This is a genomic window from Paenibacillus sp. JT22N15 (assembly GCF_059383755.1).
The window spans coordinates 140,322-158,344 of the sequence record NZ_JBXENV010000014.1 but is presented as its reverse complement, the minus strand read 5'-3'; the positions used below and the strand labels follow the sequence as shown (position 1 = coordinate 158,344).

General features: G+C 43.7%; 17 protein-coding genes. 14 read left to right on the top strand and 3 right to left on the bottom strand.

Translation table 11 applies throughout. From position 1 onward, the window contains the following. The first annotated feature begins 133 nt into the window (after window positions 1-133). Window positions 134-1,588, top strand: a complete 1,455-nt coding sequence (locus AC50X8_RS25090) for a GH32 C-terminal domain-containing protein (protein WP_494862809.1) — start codon at window positions 134-136, stop codon at window positions 1,586-1,588. Between the two features lie 94 nt (window positions 1,589-1,682). On the opposite strand, the gene AC50X8_RS25085 is transcribed toward AC50X8_RS25090, so the two are convergent. Then, window positions 1,683-2,564: an ROK family protein gene (locus AC50X8_RS25085; RefSeq protein ID WP_494882168.1), complete on the bottom strand. Its 882-nt coding sequence runs from the start codon at window positions 2,562-2,564 to the stop codon at window positions 1,683-1,685. 191 nt (window positions 2,565-2,755) lie between these two features. On the opposite strand from AC50X8_RS25085, the gene AC50X8_RS25080 reads away from it, so the two are divergent. The 6 genes from AC50X8_RS25080 to AC50X8_RS25055 all read left to right on the top strand — a co-directional run bounded on the left by AC50X8_RS25080 (window position 2,756) and on the right by AC50X8_RS25055 (window position 9,571). Continuing rightward, complete coding sequence (locus AC50X8_RS25080; RefSeq protein WP_056033215.1) at window positions 2,756-4,219, top strand: glycoside hydrolase family 32 protein; 1,464 nt, start codon at window positions 2,756-2,758, stop codon at window positions 4,217-4,219. A 56-nt stretch (window positions 4,220-4,275) separates the two neighbouring features. Next, window positions 4,276-5,610: an ABC transporter substrate-binding protein gene (locus tag AC50X8_RS25075; RefSeq protein WP_494882166.1), complete on the top strand. Its 1,335-nt coding sequence runs from the start codon at window positions 4,276-4,278 to the stop codon at window positions 5,608-5,610. A 106-nt stretch (window positions 5,611-5,716) separates the two neighbouring features. Beyond that, window positions 5,717-6,592 carry a carbohydrate ABC transporter permease gene (locus AC50X8_RS25070; RefSeq protein ID WP_494882164.1) on the top strand — a complete coding sequence of 292 codons (876 nt, stop codon included), beginning with the start codon at window positions 5,717-5,719 and terminating at the stop codon, window positions 6,590-6,592. A gap of 1 nt (window position 6,593) precedes the next feature. Beyond that, a complete protein-coding gene (locus AC50X8_RS25065) occupies window positions 6,594-7,427 on the top strand; it encodes a carbohydrate ABC transporter permease (RefSeq protein ID WP_494862800.1) in 834 nt (277 codons plus the stop codon). A 14-nt stretch (window positions 7,428-7,441) separates the two neighbouring features. Continuing rightward, the gene (locus AC50X8_RS25060; RefSeq protein WP_494882162.1) at window positions 7,442-8,530 is read left to right on the top strand and encodes a glycoside hydrolase family 172 protein; all 1,089 of its coding nucleotides are present in this window, start codon (window positions 7,442-7,444) and stop codon (window positions 8,528-8,530) included. 48 nt (window positions 8,531-8,578) lie between these two features. Beyond that, window positions 8,579-9,571: a LacI family DNA-binding transcriptional regulator gene (locus AC50X8_RS25055; RefSeq protein ID WP_056033230.1), complete on the top strand. Its 993-nt coding sequence runs from the start codon at window positions 8,579-8,581 to the stop codon at window positions 9,569-9,571. A gap of 518 nt (window positions 9,572-10,089) precedes the next feature. On the opposite strand, the gene AC50X8_RS25050 is transcribed toward AC50X8_RS25055, so the two are convergent. Next, window positions 10,090-10,443 carry a winged helix-turn-helix transcriptional regulator gene (locus AC50X8_RS25050; protein WP_081418719.1) on the bottom strand — a complete coding sequence of 118 codons (354 nt, stop codon included), beginning with the start codon at window positions 10,441-10,443 and terminating at the stop codon, window positions 10,090-10,092. Window positions 10,444-10,634: 191 nt separating this feature from the next. On the opposite strand from AC50X8_RS25050, the gene AC50X8_RS25045 reads away from it, so the two are divergent. The 5 genes from AC50X8_RS25045 (at window position 10,635) to AC50X8_RS25025 (ending at window position 15,218) form a co-directional block, all read left to right on the top strand. Further along, entirely contained in the window at window positions 10,635-11,669 is a 1,035-nt protein-coding gene (locus AC50X8_RS25045; protein WP_046232312.1) for an LLM class flavin-dependent oxidoreductase, read from the top strand. A 26-nt stretch (window positions 11,670-11,695) separates the two neighbouring features. Then, window positions 11,696-12,820, top strand: coding sequence for an NtaA/DmoA family FMN-dependent monooxygenase (locus tag AC50X8_RS25040; protein ID WP_494862785.1), 1,125 nt, complete (start codon window positions 11,696-11,698; stop codon window positions 12,818-12,820). Window positions 12,821-12,942: 122 nt separating this feature from the next. Then, window positions 12,943-13,086 carry an SDR family oxidoreductase gene (locus AC50X8_RS25035; protein WP_235533108.1) on the top strand — a complete coding sequence of 48 codons (144 nt, stop codon included), beginning with the start codon at window positions 12,943-12,945 and terminating at the stop codon, window positions 13,084-13,086. A gap of 235 nt (window positions 13,087-13,321) precedes the next feature. Beyond that, window positions 13,322-13,747: a MarR family winged helix-turn-helix transcriptional regulator gene (locus AC50X8_RS25030; RefSeq protein ID WP_046232314.1), complete on the top strand. Its 426-nt coding sequence runs from the start codon at window positions 13,322-13,324 to the stop codon at window positions 13,745-13,747. Between the two features lie 367 nt (window positions 13,748-14,114). Continuing rightward, on the top strand, window positions 14,115-15,218 hold the full coding sequence (locus AC50X8_RS25025) for a Gfo/Idh/MocA family protein (RefSeq protein ID WP_494862782.1): 1,104 nt from the start codon (window positions 14,115-14,117) through the stop codon (window positions 15,216-15,218). Window positions 15,219-15,239: 21 nt separating this feature from the next. Here AC50X8_RS25025 and AC50X8_RS25020 read toward each other — a convergent pair whose 3' ends face one another. Further along, the gene (locus tag AC50X8_RS25020; RefSeq protein WP_056033243.1) at window positions 15,240-15,785 is read right to left on the bottom strand and encodes a TetR/AcrR family transcriptional regulator; all 546 of its coding nucleotides are present in this window, start codon (window positions 15,783-15,785) and stop codon (window positions 15,240-15,242) included. A 236-nt stretch (window positions 15,786-16,021) separates the two neighbouring features. Here AC50X8_RS25020 and AC50X8_RS25015 point away from each other — a divergent pair, with 236 nt between their 5' ends. After that, entirely contained in the window at window positions 16,022-16,783 is a 762-nt protein-coding gene (locus AC50X8_RS25015) for an SDR family oxidoreductase (RefSeq protein WP_494862780.1), read from the top strand. 698 nt (window positions 16,784-17,481) lie between these two features. Beyond that, window positions 17,482-17,859, top strand: a complete 378-nt coding sequence (locus AC50X8_RS25010; RefSeq protein ID WP_494882235.1) for a Gfo/Idh/MocA family oxidoreductase — start codon at window positions 17,482-17,484, stop codon at window positions 17,857-17,859. Window positions 17,860-18,023: the final 164 nt, after the last annotated feature.

Here is an 18,023-nt window from a genome sequence, read left to right as displayed (position 1 = left end):
GAAATCAGTGGGGCATTAATAACCAGTGTTTATATGCCGCAACCGTATATTGGTATCAGGAGCGGGATACAAGAGATGCTTATATGCCGGTTTCGTTGAATGAACGCTTAGCCACTTAGAGGAGGGTTATAATATGAAGGAATTTTTTTATCGTCCAGATAATGCTTGGGTAGGAGACGTTATTCCCTATTATGAAGATGGAGAGTTTAAGCTATTCTATCTGCATGGGTGGAGAGACAACCACAAGGAAGGCCTTGATCATGGCTGGCATTTGCTTGGAACGAAAGATTTCGTGCATTACAGAGAAGATGGTGCTTGCAAGATTGAAGGCGGGACCGGCCATATTCTAAAAGTTGACGATGTCTATCATATGTTCTACTGTATTTTTCCTGAAGGAAAGCAGTTTGCTTGTCATGCCGTCAGCAAGGATTTAAAAACATGGGAGCCCATTCCTGAAGATACTTTTGGTCCGGATGGCGAGATTTATGAGCTGGCAGACTGGCGTGATCCCTTTGTTTTCTGGAATGAAGAAGAAGGTCAATACTGGATGTTAATTGCTGCTCTGGCCAAAGGACCGACAAACCGAAAAGGCTGTACGGGTCTACTCTCTTCCAAAGATCTCAAGCATTGGGAGTACCGCGAGCCGTTGTATGCTCCGAACCTGCATGTAGGCGCGCATGAGTGCCCGGACTTGTTCCGTATCGGAGATTGGTGGTATTTGATCTATTCTTCTTATACGGGGCGTTTCGGGACCTTTTATCGGATGAGTCAATCTTTAAATGGCCCTTGGATAACTCCAGAAGAAGAGGCTTTTGATGGACGCGCTTATTATGCGGCCAAGTCGGCGTCCGATGGTCAGAAACGCTATTTGTTCGGCTGGAATCCAACAAAAAATGACGATCTGTTCGGCTGGAACCCGCCAAAAGCTTCAGGCAAAGATTATGACACTTGGGATTGGGGGGGGAATATGATTGTGCACGAAATTATTCAGCGTCCGGATGGAACGCTTGGCGTCAACGTACCCGAAACGGTTGACTCAGCCTTTACCAAACAGTTAACCGTGAATTTTGAGGGAATCACTGGAGATTGGTCGATCACGGACGATGCACTACTCTGCGTATCTCCTTATAACTTTGCCGGTTGTATCACAAAGGAGGAACTCCCCGATTTGTGCAAGATTTCTGCAGCAGTTCGTTTCTCGGAGTCGACCCAGGGTCTCGGATTCATGGTTCGGGCAGGCGAAAGTCTGGATTTTGCCTATTACATCACGCTTGAGCCCCAACGTAGCCGAATTACCTTCCGCGGGCCAATTATGCAATCTGAAGAAGGGGGCAAAACCTTCCCCTACGAGGTTGAGCTGGAACGTCCGTTCAAGCTGCTGCCGGAACATGAATATGAGCTAAAGGTATTTATTGATGGCACGATTTGCGAAATTTATGTTGGCGGAGAAGTAGCAATGAGTGCCAGAATGTACGACATTCAACATGGAAAGCTGGCCATGTTCGTCAGCCAGGGCACAGCGGAATTTAACCGGGTTAAGATTGAAACTCCCCAGAATGATAAAATACACGCCAAGGAGGAAAGCTGATTCGAATAGGCTTTCTGATTCAAGCGAGAGGCTGTCCGTATCTAATAACGGGCAGCCTCCGGTTTTGTACACCTGCACTCATATAATTTACCTCTTAAGCCCATCCCTTTATAGCCTTGATCCCTAGCGCCAGAGCGCCGCTTAAGCCAGCATTGTCACCTAGACCAGGAGGTACTATATAAGTATCCATTGGCTCCAGGATTTCAGGCGCAGCAACATAGCCGTTCAGCGCCTGACGGACTTCGCTTCGGATCAGTGGAAACAATTGTTTCTGGTGCATGACGCCTCCGCCCAGGATCACACGCTTCGGAGACATCAGAAGAATCACGCCTGCGATGGCTTGGCCCAAATAATAAGCTTCCATTTTCCATGCCTGATGCTCCGCTGGCAACATAGTACCTTTGACGCCCCAACGCTTCTCGATTGCCGATCCAGAGGCCAATCCTTCCAGGCAGTCGCCATGATATGGACATAGGCCTTCGAAGCGATCCTCTGGATGCCGCCGAGTCAGGACATGACCGCCTTCGGGATGAACAAGTCCGTGGATCAGCCTGCCTTCTGCATATACGCCCACTCCAACACCTGTCCCGATTGTATAGTAGACGCAGTTGTCCAACCCCCGGGCCGCGCCCCATTGGACTTCACCAAGGGCGGCAGCATTCACATCCGTATCGAACCCAATCGGCACTGGAAAATGCTGTTTCATAACCCCCACGAAGTCAAAACCTCCCCAGCCCGGCTTGGGTGTAGTGGTCACATGCCCGTACAAGGGGCTGGATAGATCCATATTAATCGGCCCGAATGACCCGATACCAATAGCCTGCACCCCTTTATCTTTAAAATAATCAACCGCCTGTTGCAATGTCTTATCCGGAGTCTCCGTCTTAAAGCTGATCCGGTCCAGAATTTCACCTTCCTCATTGCCCACTCCGCAGATGAATTTTGTTCCGCCTGCTTCAATTGCCCCAATAATCATGTTACGTCTCCTCTGTTAGGAAAGGATGGACTTTCCAATTTTTATTTTTGGTAAACGTTTTACTATAATATAATTACAAAAATGTTTTCCGCATCATTAATACTAATATACAAACAAATGAAACCGTTGACAAGACTAAAAATTGTGTTACTATATGTTTGTAAAACGTTTTACTAATGGAGATGATGAGAATGAGGAAAGTGTTCTACAGGCCTGCGAATGGCTGGGTTGGTGATGTGATTCCGTTTTATGACAATGGGGAGTACAAGCTCTACTATCTTCACGACGAGAGAGAGAGAGGAGACTATGGCAACCATACCTCATGGAATTTGCTCGCCACCAGAAATGGACTTGACTTTAAGGATTATGGAGAGGTTCTGCCGAACGGAGATGAAACTGCTCTAGACCGGAATGCGTATACCGGCTCTGTGATCAAGGACAAGGAAGGTATGTACCATCTTTTCTACACGGGACATAATCCCAACCCTGCGTTTTGCAAGGATGGTAAGCCCTTACAAGTTGTGCTGCGGGCTACGGGTACCGACGGCATTCATTGGACGAAGGATAGCGGTTTTAAACTGTACGGGGATGAAGTGATTTATGAGCAATTTGATTGGCGTGATCCCTTTGTATTCTTCAACGAAGAGAAGCAGGAATATTGGATGCTGGTCACCACCAGGGAAATGAACTCTTCCGAGAAAAGAGGAGGGTGCATCGCACTTCTGACTTCTGATGACCTTGTGAACTGGAAATATGGTGAACCCTTCTACAGCCCGGATAAATACATTACGATGGAATGTCCCGATTATTTCAAGATGGGGGAATGGCACTACCTGATCTACTCCACCTTCAGTGAGAAGTTCGTCACCCATTATAAAAAGAGCAAAACAATCGATGGCTTATACACATCACCGACGCTGGACACCTTTGATGGCAGAGGATTTTATGCAGCCAAAACAGCTTCCGACGGCTTGAAGCGGTACGCCTTTGGCTGGGTTCCATCGAAGAAGGGCTCGAATGATTTTGGGGATTGGGAGTGGGCGGGCACTCTGGTTGCCCATGAGCTGCACCAGAACGAACACGGAGAACTTCTTGTGAGAATGCCGTCTTCCATCTATGGACATTTTAACAAGGAAGAGCGAATTCTGCTGCAAGAGGAGAAAAATTGCATTCAGCAGGATAACTGGCTGCAGCTTTCTTCTCCGGATGGTCTAGCTTATAGCGTGCTTAACTCTTTGCCTTCTCAGGTCATGCTTGAGGCTTCCTTTACGGATTGGCAGCGTGTGAAGGACTTTGGCATCGCAGTTCGCACGGACAAGGCGCTGGACAATGGTTACTTCATCAAATTTGATCCTTTTCACAACCGGATTGCCTTTGATATGTGGCCAAGAACAGAACCGGGATTCTTTCAATGGCAAATTGCCGGGGACAAGCCGCAAATGATTGAGCTGGAGCGTCCATTTGATTTTGCGAGTCACAGCCAGATTCATTTTCAGTTGATTCTCGAAGAAGATATCCTATGCCTGTATGTAAATGATGAAGTCGCCATGACAACGAGAATCTATAACTTCAAGGACGGTCATTTTGGTTTTTTCGTAAATGAAGGAGCTGTAAAGGTTCAGGACATCACCATGAAGACAAATGTTGAGCTTTAACTGGCAAAAAGGCTTCACGGCAATTATAGGGATTAATTTATTGGAGGGGTTTTAATATGACAAAAAAATTGTCAAAGGTTATCACTGGTCTTGCAGTTTTCTCCTTGGCAGCAACTGTTCTGGCAGGCTGCGGTAGCTCCGCAGACAACAATAGCTCAGATAATGCTGGTTCCTCGAATTCACCTAAGGAGCAAACGCTGACCTGGCTCTCGGCCAGACCGGAGAATGGGGCTATTGTTCAGACGGTTCGTGAGCTTGCCGACCGATTCGCCGCCGATCATCCGGGCTTTAAGCTGGATATTCAGGTAACAGCGGACAGGCCTTCTTACCTGACCAAACTGAGAACGCTGGTTGCTTCAGGAAATATGCCGGACTTCATTGATAGTGATGCCGATCCTTTCGCTCAGGAACTTGTAAACGCAGGCTACCTGGTGGACATGGAGAAATTCCTGAAGGAGGAGGGAGTGTACGACCAGTTCTATGAGCCTGCGCTAAAATATCAGGAGTTGCCGGATGGAAGCCTGTATCTTCTGCCGATGGAATACCATATGGAAATGACATGGTATAACAAAAAAATATTTGCTGACAACAACCTTGAAGTGCCCAAAACCCTCGACGATCTGCTTGCGGTCAGCGATGCGCTTAAAGACAAGGGAATTACACCTATCGCTGTTGACGGCGTTGATGTATGGCCAGTATTGCGTTATGCGGCTATGTACCCGTTCCGGACCACAGGCAATCAGTTCATCCGGGATTTGAGTCAAGGCAAAGCCAAAATGTCCGATGCGACAGGCATGCAGGCGGCGAACTTTGCTTCTCAAATCGGAAAATACTTTCAGGATGGATTCGCTACCACCGATTATACGACAGCCAGAAATCTGTTTCTGAACGGCCAGGCTGCCATGTACAACATGGGAACTTGGGAAATACCATCCTTTGTGGAAGACAGCCTGCCGGAAGGACTCAAGGGCAATGTGGATTATTTCTATCTGCCAACCACCAGCAATGCGGTCACACCGAACAATGAATTTTTCGGCAACAGCGGCATCGGACTTGGAGCTTCCGCGAAAACATTCGATGGACTGCCTAAGGAATTCCTGAGCTATGTGCTGAAAAATTACAGTGATGTCTATGTGGCCAAACAACAAATGTCACCGCTAAAATTCACCATTGATGACGAGTCCAAATTCTCCGAACTGTTCCTGCGGATTAAAAAGGATATGGACAACTACGGCTCAGAGTTTGCCAAGCCTTGGGATACTCTGCTTGATCCGAACACCAACTCGGTGATGAGCGACCTGATTACCAAACTGACCATGGGCTTTATGACTCCAGAGGATTTTGCCAAGCAGATTGATGATGCCATTGCCAAGAACACAGCCGGCAAATAAATAAAGTAGTTCTTCTTATACGATGATATTTCTCCGCCTGGGCCTTGAGGTCCGGGTGGAGCTCTATATTAATAATAGCGTAATTACAAAAGAGGGGTGACCCTAAATGAATGTGCTTAAAGACAAAAAAGCATGGCTAGTCTTCATCTTGCCGGCTTTGATATTTTATCTGGGAACGGTTTTTGTCCCTATTATCCAGTCGCTGAATTACAGCTTTCAACAATGGAACGGCATTCAGGAGCCACGTTACATCGGTTTTGATAATTATATTGCAATGTTCAAAGATTCGTATTTCTGGAATGCTGTGCAAAACAATCTGATATATGTGGTAATAGTGGTATTTATGCAAGTGTTTATCGGCTTGTTTTTTGCCCTGTTGCTCTCCTATGTTAACAAAGGTGCTGGAATCTTCAGAACACTGTATTACCTGCCAGCAGTTGTTGTAACCATAGCTATTGCGCAAATGTTCCGAAATTTTTATTCCCTTCAGCCTCTTGGTCTATTGAATATGTTTCTAGATTGGGTGGGCCTGAGCCATCTTCAGTCCGCCTGGCTCTCCAATCCCGATACTGCATTAATCGCTGTATCCATCCCTGAGGGATGGCGATTTATCGGGATGTATATGGTTATCTTTTATGCGGCGCTAATTGCAATTCCCAAAGAAATTGAAGAAGCGGCTAAGATTGACGGTGTAAACGGCTGGCAACTTATTCGTTATATTAAGCTTCCGAGCATCATGCATGTGCTAGGCCTATCTTTGATTATGTGTACTACAGGGGCTCTGAGGGGCTTCGATATTCCTTACATTATCGGTGTGCCAGGGTCTTCAACAGAGTTGGTTACCACCTATATGTATAAACAAGCGTTCTCCACCATCCAGTATGGATACGGAAGTTCGATTGCTGTGTTCATCGTTATCGAAAGTCTGCTTGCAGTATTGCTCATACGGGCTATTTTTAATTCAAGAAAAGGAGATGCCTGACATGTCCAAGAAGAAAAAGCTCTCCTATTCTCTTTTGTATATTCTGGTCATTGCGATTCTGCTGATTCAAATTTATCCGGTAGTCTGGCTGATGCTATCCAGCTTTAAGTCGAGCATCGAGTTGACTACACAGCCGTTTGCAATGCCTTCGTCCTGGTCGTTCGAAAACTATGCGAGTGTATTCCGGGAGAGCAGCCTGCTGCTATATATCAAGAACACCGCTATTGTGACGTTTACCTGTCTCGCACTGATTGTGTTTCTGAGCGCGACGGCAGGCTTTGCCCTTGTCAAAATGATCAACCGACTGAATTCGAAGCTGCTGTTGTTCTTCACGATAGGCATTATGATTCCGATTCAGGTTACGCTGATTCCTCTGTTTATTATGTACAAAGATTATGGTTTGCTCAATTCGTATGCGGCGCTGATCCTGCCTCAGGTTGGTTTTGCCTTGCCATTGTCTATTCTGATCTTCACCAGCTTCTACAGATATGTGCCGGGTGAACTCCTAGAGGCTGCAGTAATCGACGGATGCAACATTTTTCAGGTGTTTTTCCGAATTGTTTCGCCGCTTACGGTTAATACCACCATTACGGTGGCATCTATTAACTTTATTTTCATCTGGAATGATTTCGTGTTCTCTAATACGTTCACGAATGATAAGGCATACAAGACGATTGCCGTTGGGCTGCAGGAATTTATTGGTGCCTTTGGGGCTACAGACTGGGGCCAGACTTTTGCAGCAATCAGCATCAGCATTATTCCCATTATTGTTACGTACTTGTTCTTGAATAAATATGTGATGGCCGGTGTATCTGATGGCGCAGTTAAAGGATAAGGAGACGATTAACCATGCAATCCATGAATCAGCTGTTTGGTAGAATGAAAGGTAGGAGCAGAGCGATTACGGCGGAGAATCCACAGGGCCTCAAAGGGGAGGGCGGTAAAGCGGAAGGTCCCCTTGGCGTTACCCGCAAAGGCAAAGCGTTCATCTCGCTCGCGCAGGGAGAAACCGCAACGCTTGTTGATATTGAAGGACCCGGAATCATTCAGCATATCTGGATGACCGTTACCGATAAGACCGAATCGGGCTGGTTCGTCCTGCGTGATCTTGTGCTGCGCATGTACTGGGACAATGAAGAACATCCATCCGTTGAAGTACCGCTGGGCGATTTCTTCTGCAATGGCTTTGGGGCACGTACGGTTGTCAATTCACTGCCGATTGTCGTTAATCCGGTCGGCGGTATGAACAGCTACTTTGCCATGCCCTTCCGCCAAGCTGCGAAAGTAACGATTACGAATGAGCATCCGCAGAGTATTGAGGCGTTTTTCTATCAATTCGACTATATGCTGGTTGATGAATTGGATGAGGATATCGAGTATTTTCACGCCCAATTTCGCAGAGAAAATCCTACTGTGCTGAGGCAGGATTACACCCTTATTGATGGAATTAAAGGAAGAGGCAAATTTATCGGTACCTATATGTCCTGGACTTCTCTATCCCGTTACTGGTATGGTGAAGGAGAAGTGAAATTCTATATCGACGGCGACCAAGATTGGCCGACGATTTGCGGTACCGGGGCCGAGGACTATTTCGGCGGTGCATGGGGGTTTGTAAAGTATGATAACGGAAACCCGGTACATGAGCAAACCTACTCGACTCCCTTTATGGGTTTTCCTTATTTTGAGACGAGAGACAATACACGGTCACATATTTATGATGGGGCGGCTTGCCCGATGCGGGGCTTCTATCGTTGGCATATCCTTGATCCAATACTGTTCGAAGAAGATCTGAGGGTGACCGTACAGCAAATTGGACATGATGGCCAAGCTTTATTTGAACGAAGTGACGATATTAGTTCGGTAAGCTACTGGTATCAGACTGAACCGCATCAGTCGTTCCCAGAATTTCCGGCAGTAATGGACAGGCGTCCGCGATAACTGCGGAGGTGCAGGCGTTGTCCAAGTAAATTCGCAGAGGTGCATCAAATGGCAAAAAAAAGAGTTACGGTAGTTCAGGTCGCCAAAGACGCGGGCGTATCGCCTGCAACGGTCTCTCATTTCATGAACGGCAATTTTCACCGGATGCGTCAGGAGACACGAGATAAAATAAGCGACTCGATCACCAAGCTCGGATATCAGGTAAATCCCGTTGCCAAAAGCCTGATTACCGGCAAAATGCATACCATCGGACTGGTTCTGTCAAACAGTACATACGATGGTTATTTTGAAGATTTGTATTTCTTGCATTTTGCCAAGGTGTTGAAGCAACAACTGAAGACTATGGGCTACAAGCTGATCCTCCTGGACTTTGATGAGATATTTATGAATATCCAAATGGTCGATGGAATTATCGTAAAGGCCACCTCGGAGACAGAAAAATTCATGCCCAGACTTATGGAACTCAACGTTCCGGTAATTACCATTGGCAGGCATAATCTATCCTACGGCGCCCATATTGTCCGAGTGAATGACTATCAATGCGGCCAAACGGGAGTGGACCATTTAATGTCTCAGGGATATCAGAAAATTATCATTCTGACCTATCCACATGGTGAGGTTCCTGGTTTCGACGATAGGTTGAATGGTGCTTCCCGCTCTCTTCAGGAGAAAGGGAATCTGACGACGGTCATTACAGGAGATATGACAGAAAGCTTCGGGTACGAAACTGTGATGCAGTTGGTCAAGAATGGCCAGCTACCGCAGGCGTTGTTCTGCCTCAATGATATCACTGCCATTGGGGTGTTGAAGGCTTGTAAGGATCTGAATCTGTCCATACCGGAGAAGCTTGCGGTATTGGGTGTGGATGATATGCCGACTGTATCCGAGTTGCTCAGTCTGTCCACGATCCGGCATCCGATTAACGATCTGGCGAAGAATGCCTCTGAGCTAATAATTCAATCTATTGAAACGAAGGGGGAATCTGCTCATCCTGTCGACAGGATGTTCCCCATTGAACTAATGGCAAGACTTACCAGTTGAGCAAGCATACCAGGAACACGCGAAGGTTAGAGAGGATACGGGCTGTCGAGAAATTTTCGGCAGCCTTTTTCTAAATAGTATGACTAGCGAAGCTAGGCACAACTAGCCGGTGAGAGTTCGGTCGAGGTAGGAGCTAAGTCACAAAGTGCACCGTGACGATATCATCTGGCAAGCATGTAGGCGAGTGAAAGCAAGGGGCGGAGCGGTGGTTTGGATGGGATAAGCATCACTTATATCGTCAAAGACGACTACGGGGAAGAAGGATTTGTAAACGAAGTCCAAAACAGTCTGAAAGTAGGGAAGTAACATTCCTTATCAGCAAGGAGAAAGGAAATACTGAAGTCGGACGGGAAGATGCGCCCCTAAGGCATTCCTGCTCTCCAAGAAAGCGTCGTCCAGATGGCGACAAAAATGGTGATGGAGCCGGAATATGCTCATGACTTTTTTGGCGCTGCATTCCATTCGTTTATGGCCTAAATAAGTTTGCGTATACGCCTTAGTTTGGAACTCTATCGAGCTTAAGGTTTTTCACCGTATTCTTTACCGAAGTCCTCCATTTTTTCAAGGATCGGTAGTAATTTGTTTCCCTTGTCTGTTAACGAATACTCTACTCGCGGAGGAACTTCTGGATAAACATCACGTTTTATAACTCCATCGTTCTCCAACTCTTTAAGCTGCTTTGTGAGAGAGCCTTGTGATAAATCTCCAAGAAATTTTTTTATATCCGTGTAACGGCGTGTTTCTCCTTTTAGATACCATAATATAAAATATTTCCAACGTCCTGAAAGGACATTTTGAGTTAAGGCTATCGCATACATGTCTCTATTTTCATCCATAAATTCTTGCTCAAATCCTTCATTACAAACCTTCATTATTGTCACTCCCACTCTAAAGGTACAAAAAGTTGTACTAGGTTCATCTATATTGCCCTCTTTGCAAATGAACCTAATGACTTTATGATTATGTCATCAAACACAAGTAAACAGTTAGTAAGCTAAATGAAATTTCGAATTTATATTTAGTAAGCTAATTAAAATATAACACAGAAAGGAGTAATTGATAAGTGAATACAGCCAATAGACTAAAACTTTCGATTTTGGACTTTGTTCATATTTATAAAGGAACTGCGGCTACGAAAAGTCTTCAAGACATGACGGAAATGGTTCAATTCGCAGAACAGTGGGGATTCAACAGGTATTGGTTCACTGAACACCATAACACAACAACTTTGATGGGTACTTCACCAGACTTGCTGAGCCTGCATGCAGCAGCTCACACCAAAAGCATTCGAGTAGGTTCCGGGGGGATCATGTTGCCTAACCACAGCCCCTTGAAAGTGATGGAGAACTTTACTCTTCTCGAAGGATTATATCCAGGGCGTATTGACCTCGGGATTGGCAGGGCTTCGGGTACTGATGGCAGAACGATGTTGGCATTGTTAAGATCACGAGAATTAATGGAGGTTAATGATTTTCCTGAGCAATTAGATAACCTGCTTTCCTTTTTTGAACGTAACTTTAAAGAAAACCACCCGTTTAGTCACATCAATCCTCCTGGTGATAAATCAATGGTTCCAGATATGTTTATGTTGGGATCTAGCGAGGGTGGATTGCATTTTGCCTTGGAAAAAGGATTAGGATTTGTATTTGCTGCTCATTTGGCCCCACAACTAGCTATTCCCATGTTAAGAGCTTATCATTCGGGTTTTAAACCTTCGTCGTATTTAAGTGAACCCCAAAGTATGTTAACGACGATCGTTATTACAGCTGAGACGGAAGAAGAGGCTAAATATATAGCAGGACCGGCGGAGTTAATGTGGGCACAGATGAGTACAGGGACGAGAAATCTTACGTTTCCTACACCTGAAGAAGCCAAAAATCACACATACACTCCTCATGAAGAGCTGGCGAGGGAACGAAATAAAGAACGTTTTGTGATTGGAAGCGTTGGACAGGTTGCTGAGCAACTTCAACAAATTGCGAAAGCAAGTTTAGTGGATGAAATCATGATTGCAGACTTTTATCCTAATCAAGAAAGCCGAAAGAAAGGGCATGAATTATTGGCGAAGGAATTAAATTTATCGCAGGGGGAGCAATGAACTCGCGTAAAGGAGACCACCCAACAATGGAAAGAAGAAAACTTAAATTAGGTGGTATCATTGATGGCGTTGGTTGGAATCACACGGGTTGGCGCCACCCCGATATTCCTGCAGATGCCAGTGAAAATGTTGATTATTACGTTCAAAAAGCCATACAGCTTGAGCAGGGTAAGTTTGATCTCATTTTTTTAGCTGACGTCAGCCATATTGGACCTGGCATGATACCACACTATCTAAGCATGTTTGAGGGCGTATCTATATTGTCTGCATTAAGTATGGTGACTCACTCCATTGGCTTGGCCGCAACAATAGCTACTTCGTATGCTGATCCATTTACGGTTGCCAGGCAGATAGCCTCGCTGGACAAGATTAGCAAAGGCCGAGCAGGATGGAATGCGATCACCTCCAATCCAGGAGGATTAGCCAATTACAGTCGGTCCCATTTAAGTAAAGCAGATCTTTATCCCATGAAAAAAGAGTTTTTAGAGATCGTTGAAGGCCTATGGGATTCGTACGAGGACGATGCTTTCATACGTGATAAAGGAAGCGGGATATTTTTTGATCCTAGTAAAATGCATCCGATAAATTACAGCGGGAATTACTTTTCAGTGGAGGGGCCATTAAATGTTAGTCGATCTCGACAAGGAAGACCGGTCGTCTTTCAAGCCGGCACCTCCTTGGACTTCATGAATGTAGCTGCAAAGCATGCCGAAGTCATCATGGCGCCAGATGATTTTGATTATCTTAAAGGATTCGTTTTTGAACTCAAAAAAAGAGTGCAAAATCAAGGACGTTCACCAAACGATCTACTGATTATGCCTTCACATAGCCCCATAGTTGGCGAAACGGAAAAAGAAGCATTAGAAAAGCTAAGGGAAATGGAATCATGGATGCCTAAAGGTTATCGCATGCCAAAACCTACATTGATGGGATCCGCTGAGAATGTTGCAGAAAAAATAGAACATTGGTATAGAGCAGGCGTTATGGATATATTGCTGATTAGACAAGACTATCCGGCAGGATTTGAGGATTTTATTCAATTAGTTGTACCTATTTTGCAAGATAAGGGCATATTCCGAAAGGAATATGAGGACAACACACTACGAGGTAATTTAGAACTGCCATACCCTGAAAACAGGTATAAGAAGTAATAAATTGTTAGAAAAGAGGAGAAATGAACCGGTCAAACGGAAAAATCAACGAGTGCAGAAGACATGGCTAATCGACTGATGTATCTTCCGAGAACGATTGGAATGAGGTAGTCAGAAAAATCGTGGAAATTTATGGGAAAGTTGATATTTTAGTCAACAATGCTGGAATTGCAGCTACGAAGTCCTACAAGGATACAACCATTGATTATTGGAACTTGGCACTAGATATCAATGCATTGCTATTCAAGCTTTATCCAAGGCTCTGAGCAAAGACCAAATTACAGAACGCGCGCAAGAAATACCCATCAAAAGATTAGGGCAGTCTCAAGAGGTTGCAAATCTAAAGTTAGTATATGAGGCCAGCTATAATCAAAGCCTCATATACTATCACTTTTATTTATGTTAATAAAATTTGAAGGAAGTTCATCATACGTTAATTTTCACATCCATCTCCCTCGATATAGCCAGCCCGCTAAATAAAATGAGAGTGAGGATGAATGAATGACAGATCAAGTGGATTGTGATATTCGTCAGTCGTTAGACCGAGTTTCCTCTCAAATGCGTCGACATTATAGCGACTCTCTAAGAGAACTAAACCTTTACGCGGGTCAAGATAATTTACTGTGTCGCTTGTGGTTAGATGATGGAATCACACAAATGCAACTCAGTGAACATCTAAAATGCGAACCTCCTACGGTAACCAATATGGTTAAATCATTAGAGCAAAATGGGTTTATAACCCGGAAACGTGATGAACAAGATGCAAGAGTCATGCGAATTTATCTCACCGACAAAGGAAAAGAATTAGAGGTTCCTGTTAAGATCAAATGGAAAGCACAACAGGAAAAATTGCTACAGGCCGTTACTATAGAAGAGCGTTTGAACCTTCGACAATTAATTCAGAAATTGGAGAGGAATTTATCATGAGCTCTCCATCTTCTTTATGTATGTAACAGGCTAAATATTTTTGATTTAATATCAGAATGAGCAAAGAGATTATTTGGAGTTGCTATTCCAATTGTGTAATTACCCAAAGAAGAGAGGTTACTTTTTGAAAACAATGGCTATAATCGGCGCTGGGCCCGGCCTAGGTTTCTCACTGGCCTAAACTTTTGGAAAACATGGTTTTCGCATCGCTCTGGTATCCAGAAGCCAGGACAAGCTTAATCAATACGCAGAACAGTTGAATGAGATGAACAGTAGAACATATCAAGATTTTTTCATAAGTGATTGATCTGATTAAGAACAGGATACAGCTGAATTAGTACATTTAAAAATAAGGGAGATGTTTTCATTGGATAAAAAAATTCGTACAGGAATCATAGGTGCTTCAATTAATAATGGTTGGGCGAGTGGTACACATATTCCAGCCATTGAGCATTTGGATGAGTTTGAGCTTACTGCAGTGGGGACAAGTAATATGGCGAGTGCGAAGAAGAGCGCAGAAGCTTTCCATGCAGATCACGGCTTTGATAACATGGAGGATCTGGCTCAACATCCTGATGTGGACATGGTCGTCGTCAGTATTAACGTCAAGGAACATTATAATGCGGTTAAAGCCATTGTGCCTGCTGGAAAACCGATCTATTGCGAATGGCCACTGGGATCAAATACGAATGAAGCACTTGAAATGCAAGAATGGGTAGCTTCCTCAAAATTGCCAAATGCGATTGGATTACAGGCCAGACAAGCCCCAGCCATTCAGTATGTGAAAGATTTATTGGCAGAAGGTTATGTTGGAAAAGTATTGTCTGCCAATCTAAAGATCTCCATTGATGGCATGGGTGGCGTGGGTGACAAGTCCAGTGCGTACTTGTTTGATCGGAAGATTGGAGGGAACTTGCTAACAATTGTAGGTGGACATAATCTGGATGCATTTACCTACATGCTCGGGGACTTTACCGAACTTTCTGCCCTTACAGCACAGCAGTTTCCTGAAGTCGAATTGGTGGATATTCAGAAAGTCATCAAGAAGACGACAGATGATCAAATACTGATTACTGGAAAATTAACGAGTGGTGCCGCGGCCAGTGTTCATATTCAAGGAGGAGTCAAACATCAAACAGGACTAACACTTGAAATTTTTGGAGATAAGGGCACAATCGTGCTGAGTGCGCCTGCATCCATTCAATTCGGATCACACCAATTACGCGGTGCAGGACCTACTGATAACGAGCTTCGTGAACTAACCATTCCGGATTCCTATTACTGGGCCCCGCAATCTCTAAAGAATGACTCAGGGTTTGTTCTGAATATGGCTCAAGCTTATCGTAAGTTCGCCCAAGATATTCAAGAGGGAACATCCTTAGCTCCTACTTTCGCGGATGCGGTGAAGCTTCATCAGTTACTTGATGCCGTTGAAAAATCAGCACAGACCGGTGAACGTCAATACTTTTAATGCTTAGTTCGATGTTTTCGATTAGTCAATTTGTATCATTTGAACAATATGCTCAGCTATACTTTGTTCTGTTAGTTTAGTTTGTTCAGCAGTATGCAGAGTAACTGCTTCATTAATCATGTTGGCATAGATTTGTACGTACAAAGTACGTTCATCAGAGTATATTTCCTGCATACAAAGATTCAAATAATGCTTTAGTGCAATGACTAATTTTGAAGAGAGTAGAGGAATAATTTTGTTATAGTTCCGGCGACATTTCTTTTTGACTTGTTGATGATACTCAAATGCTGCGAATACTAATTGCATCATATTGTCTTTTGTAAATGTACACACACCATTAGTATGTTGTTGAATAAGTTCTTCCGCTGATTTTCGGATAATCTCATTCAACAATTCATATTTATCTTGGAAATGAGCATAAAAAGTTGCTCTATTGATTTGGGCCCGTTCCGTTAAATTTTGTATTGTTATTTTATCAAAATCTTTTTCTTCCATCAGTTCAAAAAGTGACTCAAAAATGGATTCTCTTGTTCGAGTTGTACGAATATTTCTTACTTTAAGTCCCATGGATATAGCTCCTTTTTTAAAACCAACAAATGGCTCGCATTGTTGGTTGTTCCTCAATGATGTTCCGGATACAATTGAACTACTAAAGCAACTATTGTTGTAATAGTATAATACTAAGAAGGTGGTTAGTCCATTCAGAAACTTTAAAGTGCAAGGTTAATTGTAAGTACAGATTTCATCTAACAATGTAATAAAATTTCAAAGTAATTAAAAATCAAATATTGGAGGAATTTTAAATGAAACTTACAGGAAACACGATCTTCATTACAGGTGGCGGTTCAGGAATTGGACGTGCATTGGCAGAAGCTTTACACAACCTTGGAAACAAAGTAATCATCTCAGGTAGAAGAAAAGAGCGTCTGGAGGAAGTAATAAGTGCTAATCCCGGAATGTCTTCAGTTGAACTGGACATACAGGATCTTTCCAGTATTGAGGCAACCGCTAAGCAACTTATTCGGGACTTCCCTGATTTGAATGTCTTATTTAATAACGCTGGCATCATGCTTTTCGATGAGGCTGCGGGTGTGATTAATGAAGAGGTTCTGGTTTCAACGGTCTCAACAAACTTGCTTGGACCAATTCGAATGACGTCTTCATTAATCGAACATTTGAAGTCTAAAGAAGAAGCTGTGATCATTAATACGACTTCTGCGGTCGGGTTTGTTCCGTACGCAGCGACTGCGGTGTATTCGGCGACCAAAGCAGCGCTCCATTCCTATACCTTATCACAACGTTATTTGTTTAAAGATACAACAGTAAAAGTATTAGAAATCATACCACCTGGGGTTCAAACGGAACTCATGACAGATCTTAGTGACAGTCCGCATGCGATGCCACTTGAAGCATTCATTGAAGAAACAATAAGATTACTCGGTACGGATGCTGAAGAGGTTCTAGTGGAACAAGCGAAAATGATTCGTGATAATCAAGGCCCGAATGAAGGAGCTTTTGTAATGCAACTTAACGATATGGCGACCAAAGCAGCAACAGACCATTAATTTCATCCTTCTATGACTGTCGGTTTCATTGTTACCAAGCTATGCCTCAATTAAAGCTGATAGCAAATAAAAATTATCGTTGGGAGAGAGTCAATATGCTGATCAGCAATAATTATCAAAAGACTCCACAGGCACTTAATGTCGGGCTTTGGTGCAAGAACGGCTTCTCTTGAAGTCGTTGATCCGTTTGAGCTTGATGGTAAACGTACTTTTTCGTTACAAGTTCTTGTCCCGAGCCAAGGGCAAGAACTTGTAACGATTATCGATTAGTCATCTATCTACTTAATTTCTGCTCGCCAATTTAACTTAATATGATATGTAGCAATCCAGACATTGTGTGTAATCAGAACTTATCAAACTAGAAATCTCTACCAGTAAATAAACTGATAGAGTAAAATGTCTCTTATTATCATAATTTAGAGTTAGTCAGAACCAAATGTAGAAGTTGCAGAATAAATAACAGTATCGGTTGCCAATGTTCCTCTTACAACGGTAATAGTAATTCCTACAAGGGCTAAGGGGAGTTGTACAGAAACAGTTCCCTTAAATTGAACTCTGAGATTTGTGCCTGCGCCTGCAGTTTGCAGACCGATTTGACCAAAGAGTTGAGGGGGATTAAGGACAGTAATTGGAATAGTAATTGAGTTGGCCAGAGGCTGGTACGACCTATACGAGCGTAGAATACAAGCAGAAGAGACATTCCCTATGGATATCATGCAGTTATTGAGCTAATTCATCAAACAGGACTAACACTTGAAATTTTTGGAGATAAGGGCACAATCGTGCTGAGTGCGCCTGCATCCATTCAATTCGGATCACACCAATTACGTGGTGCAGGACCTACTGATAACGAGCTTCGTGAACTAACCATTCCGGATTCCTATTACTGGGCCCCGCAATCTCTAAAGAATGACTCAGGGTTTGTTCTGAATATGGCTCAAGCTTATCGTAAGTTCGCCCAAGATATTCAAGAGGGAACATCCTTAGCTCCTACTTTCGCGGATGCGGTGAAGCTTCATCAGTTACTTGATGCCGTTGAAAAATCAGCACAGACCGGTGAACGTCAATACTTTTAATGTTTAAAAACTCGAATCCGCAGCGAACAAGCAAGCACATTGCAGCTGCGGATTTTTTACCGTTTGCAAACACTCCTAATCTAAAGGTACAAAAAGTTGTACTATGTTCATTCAAATTGCCCTCTTTGCAGATGTAACAAATAAATTTATGATGGTGTCAATGT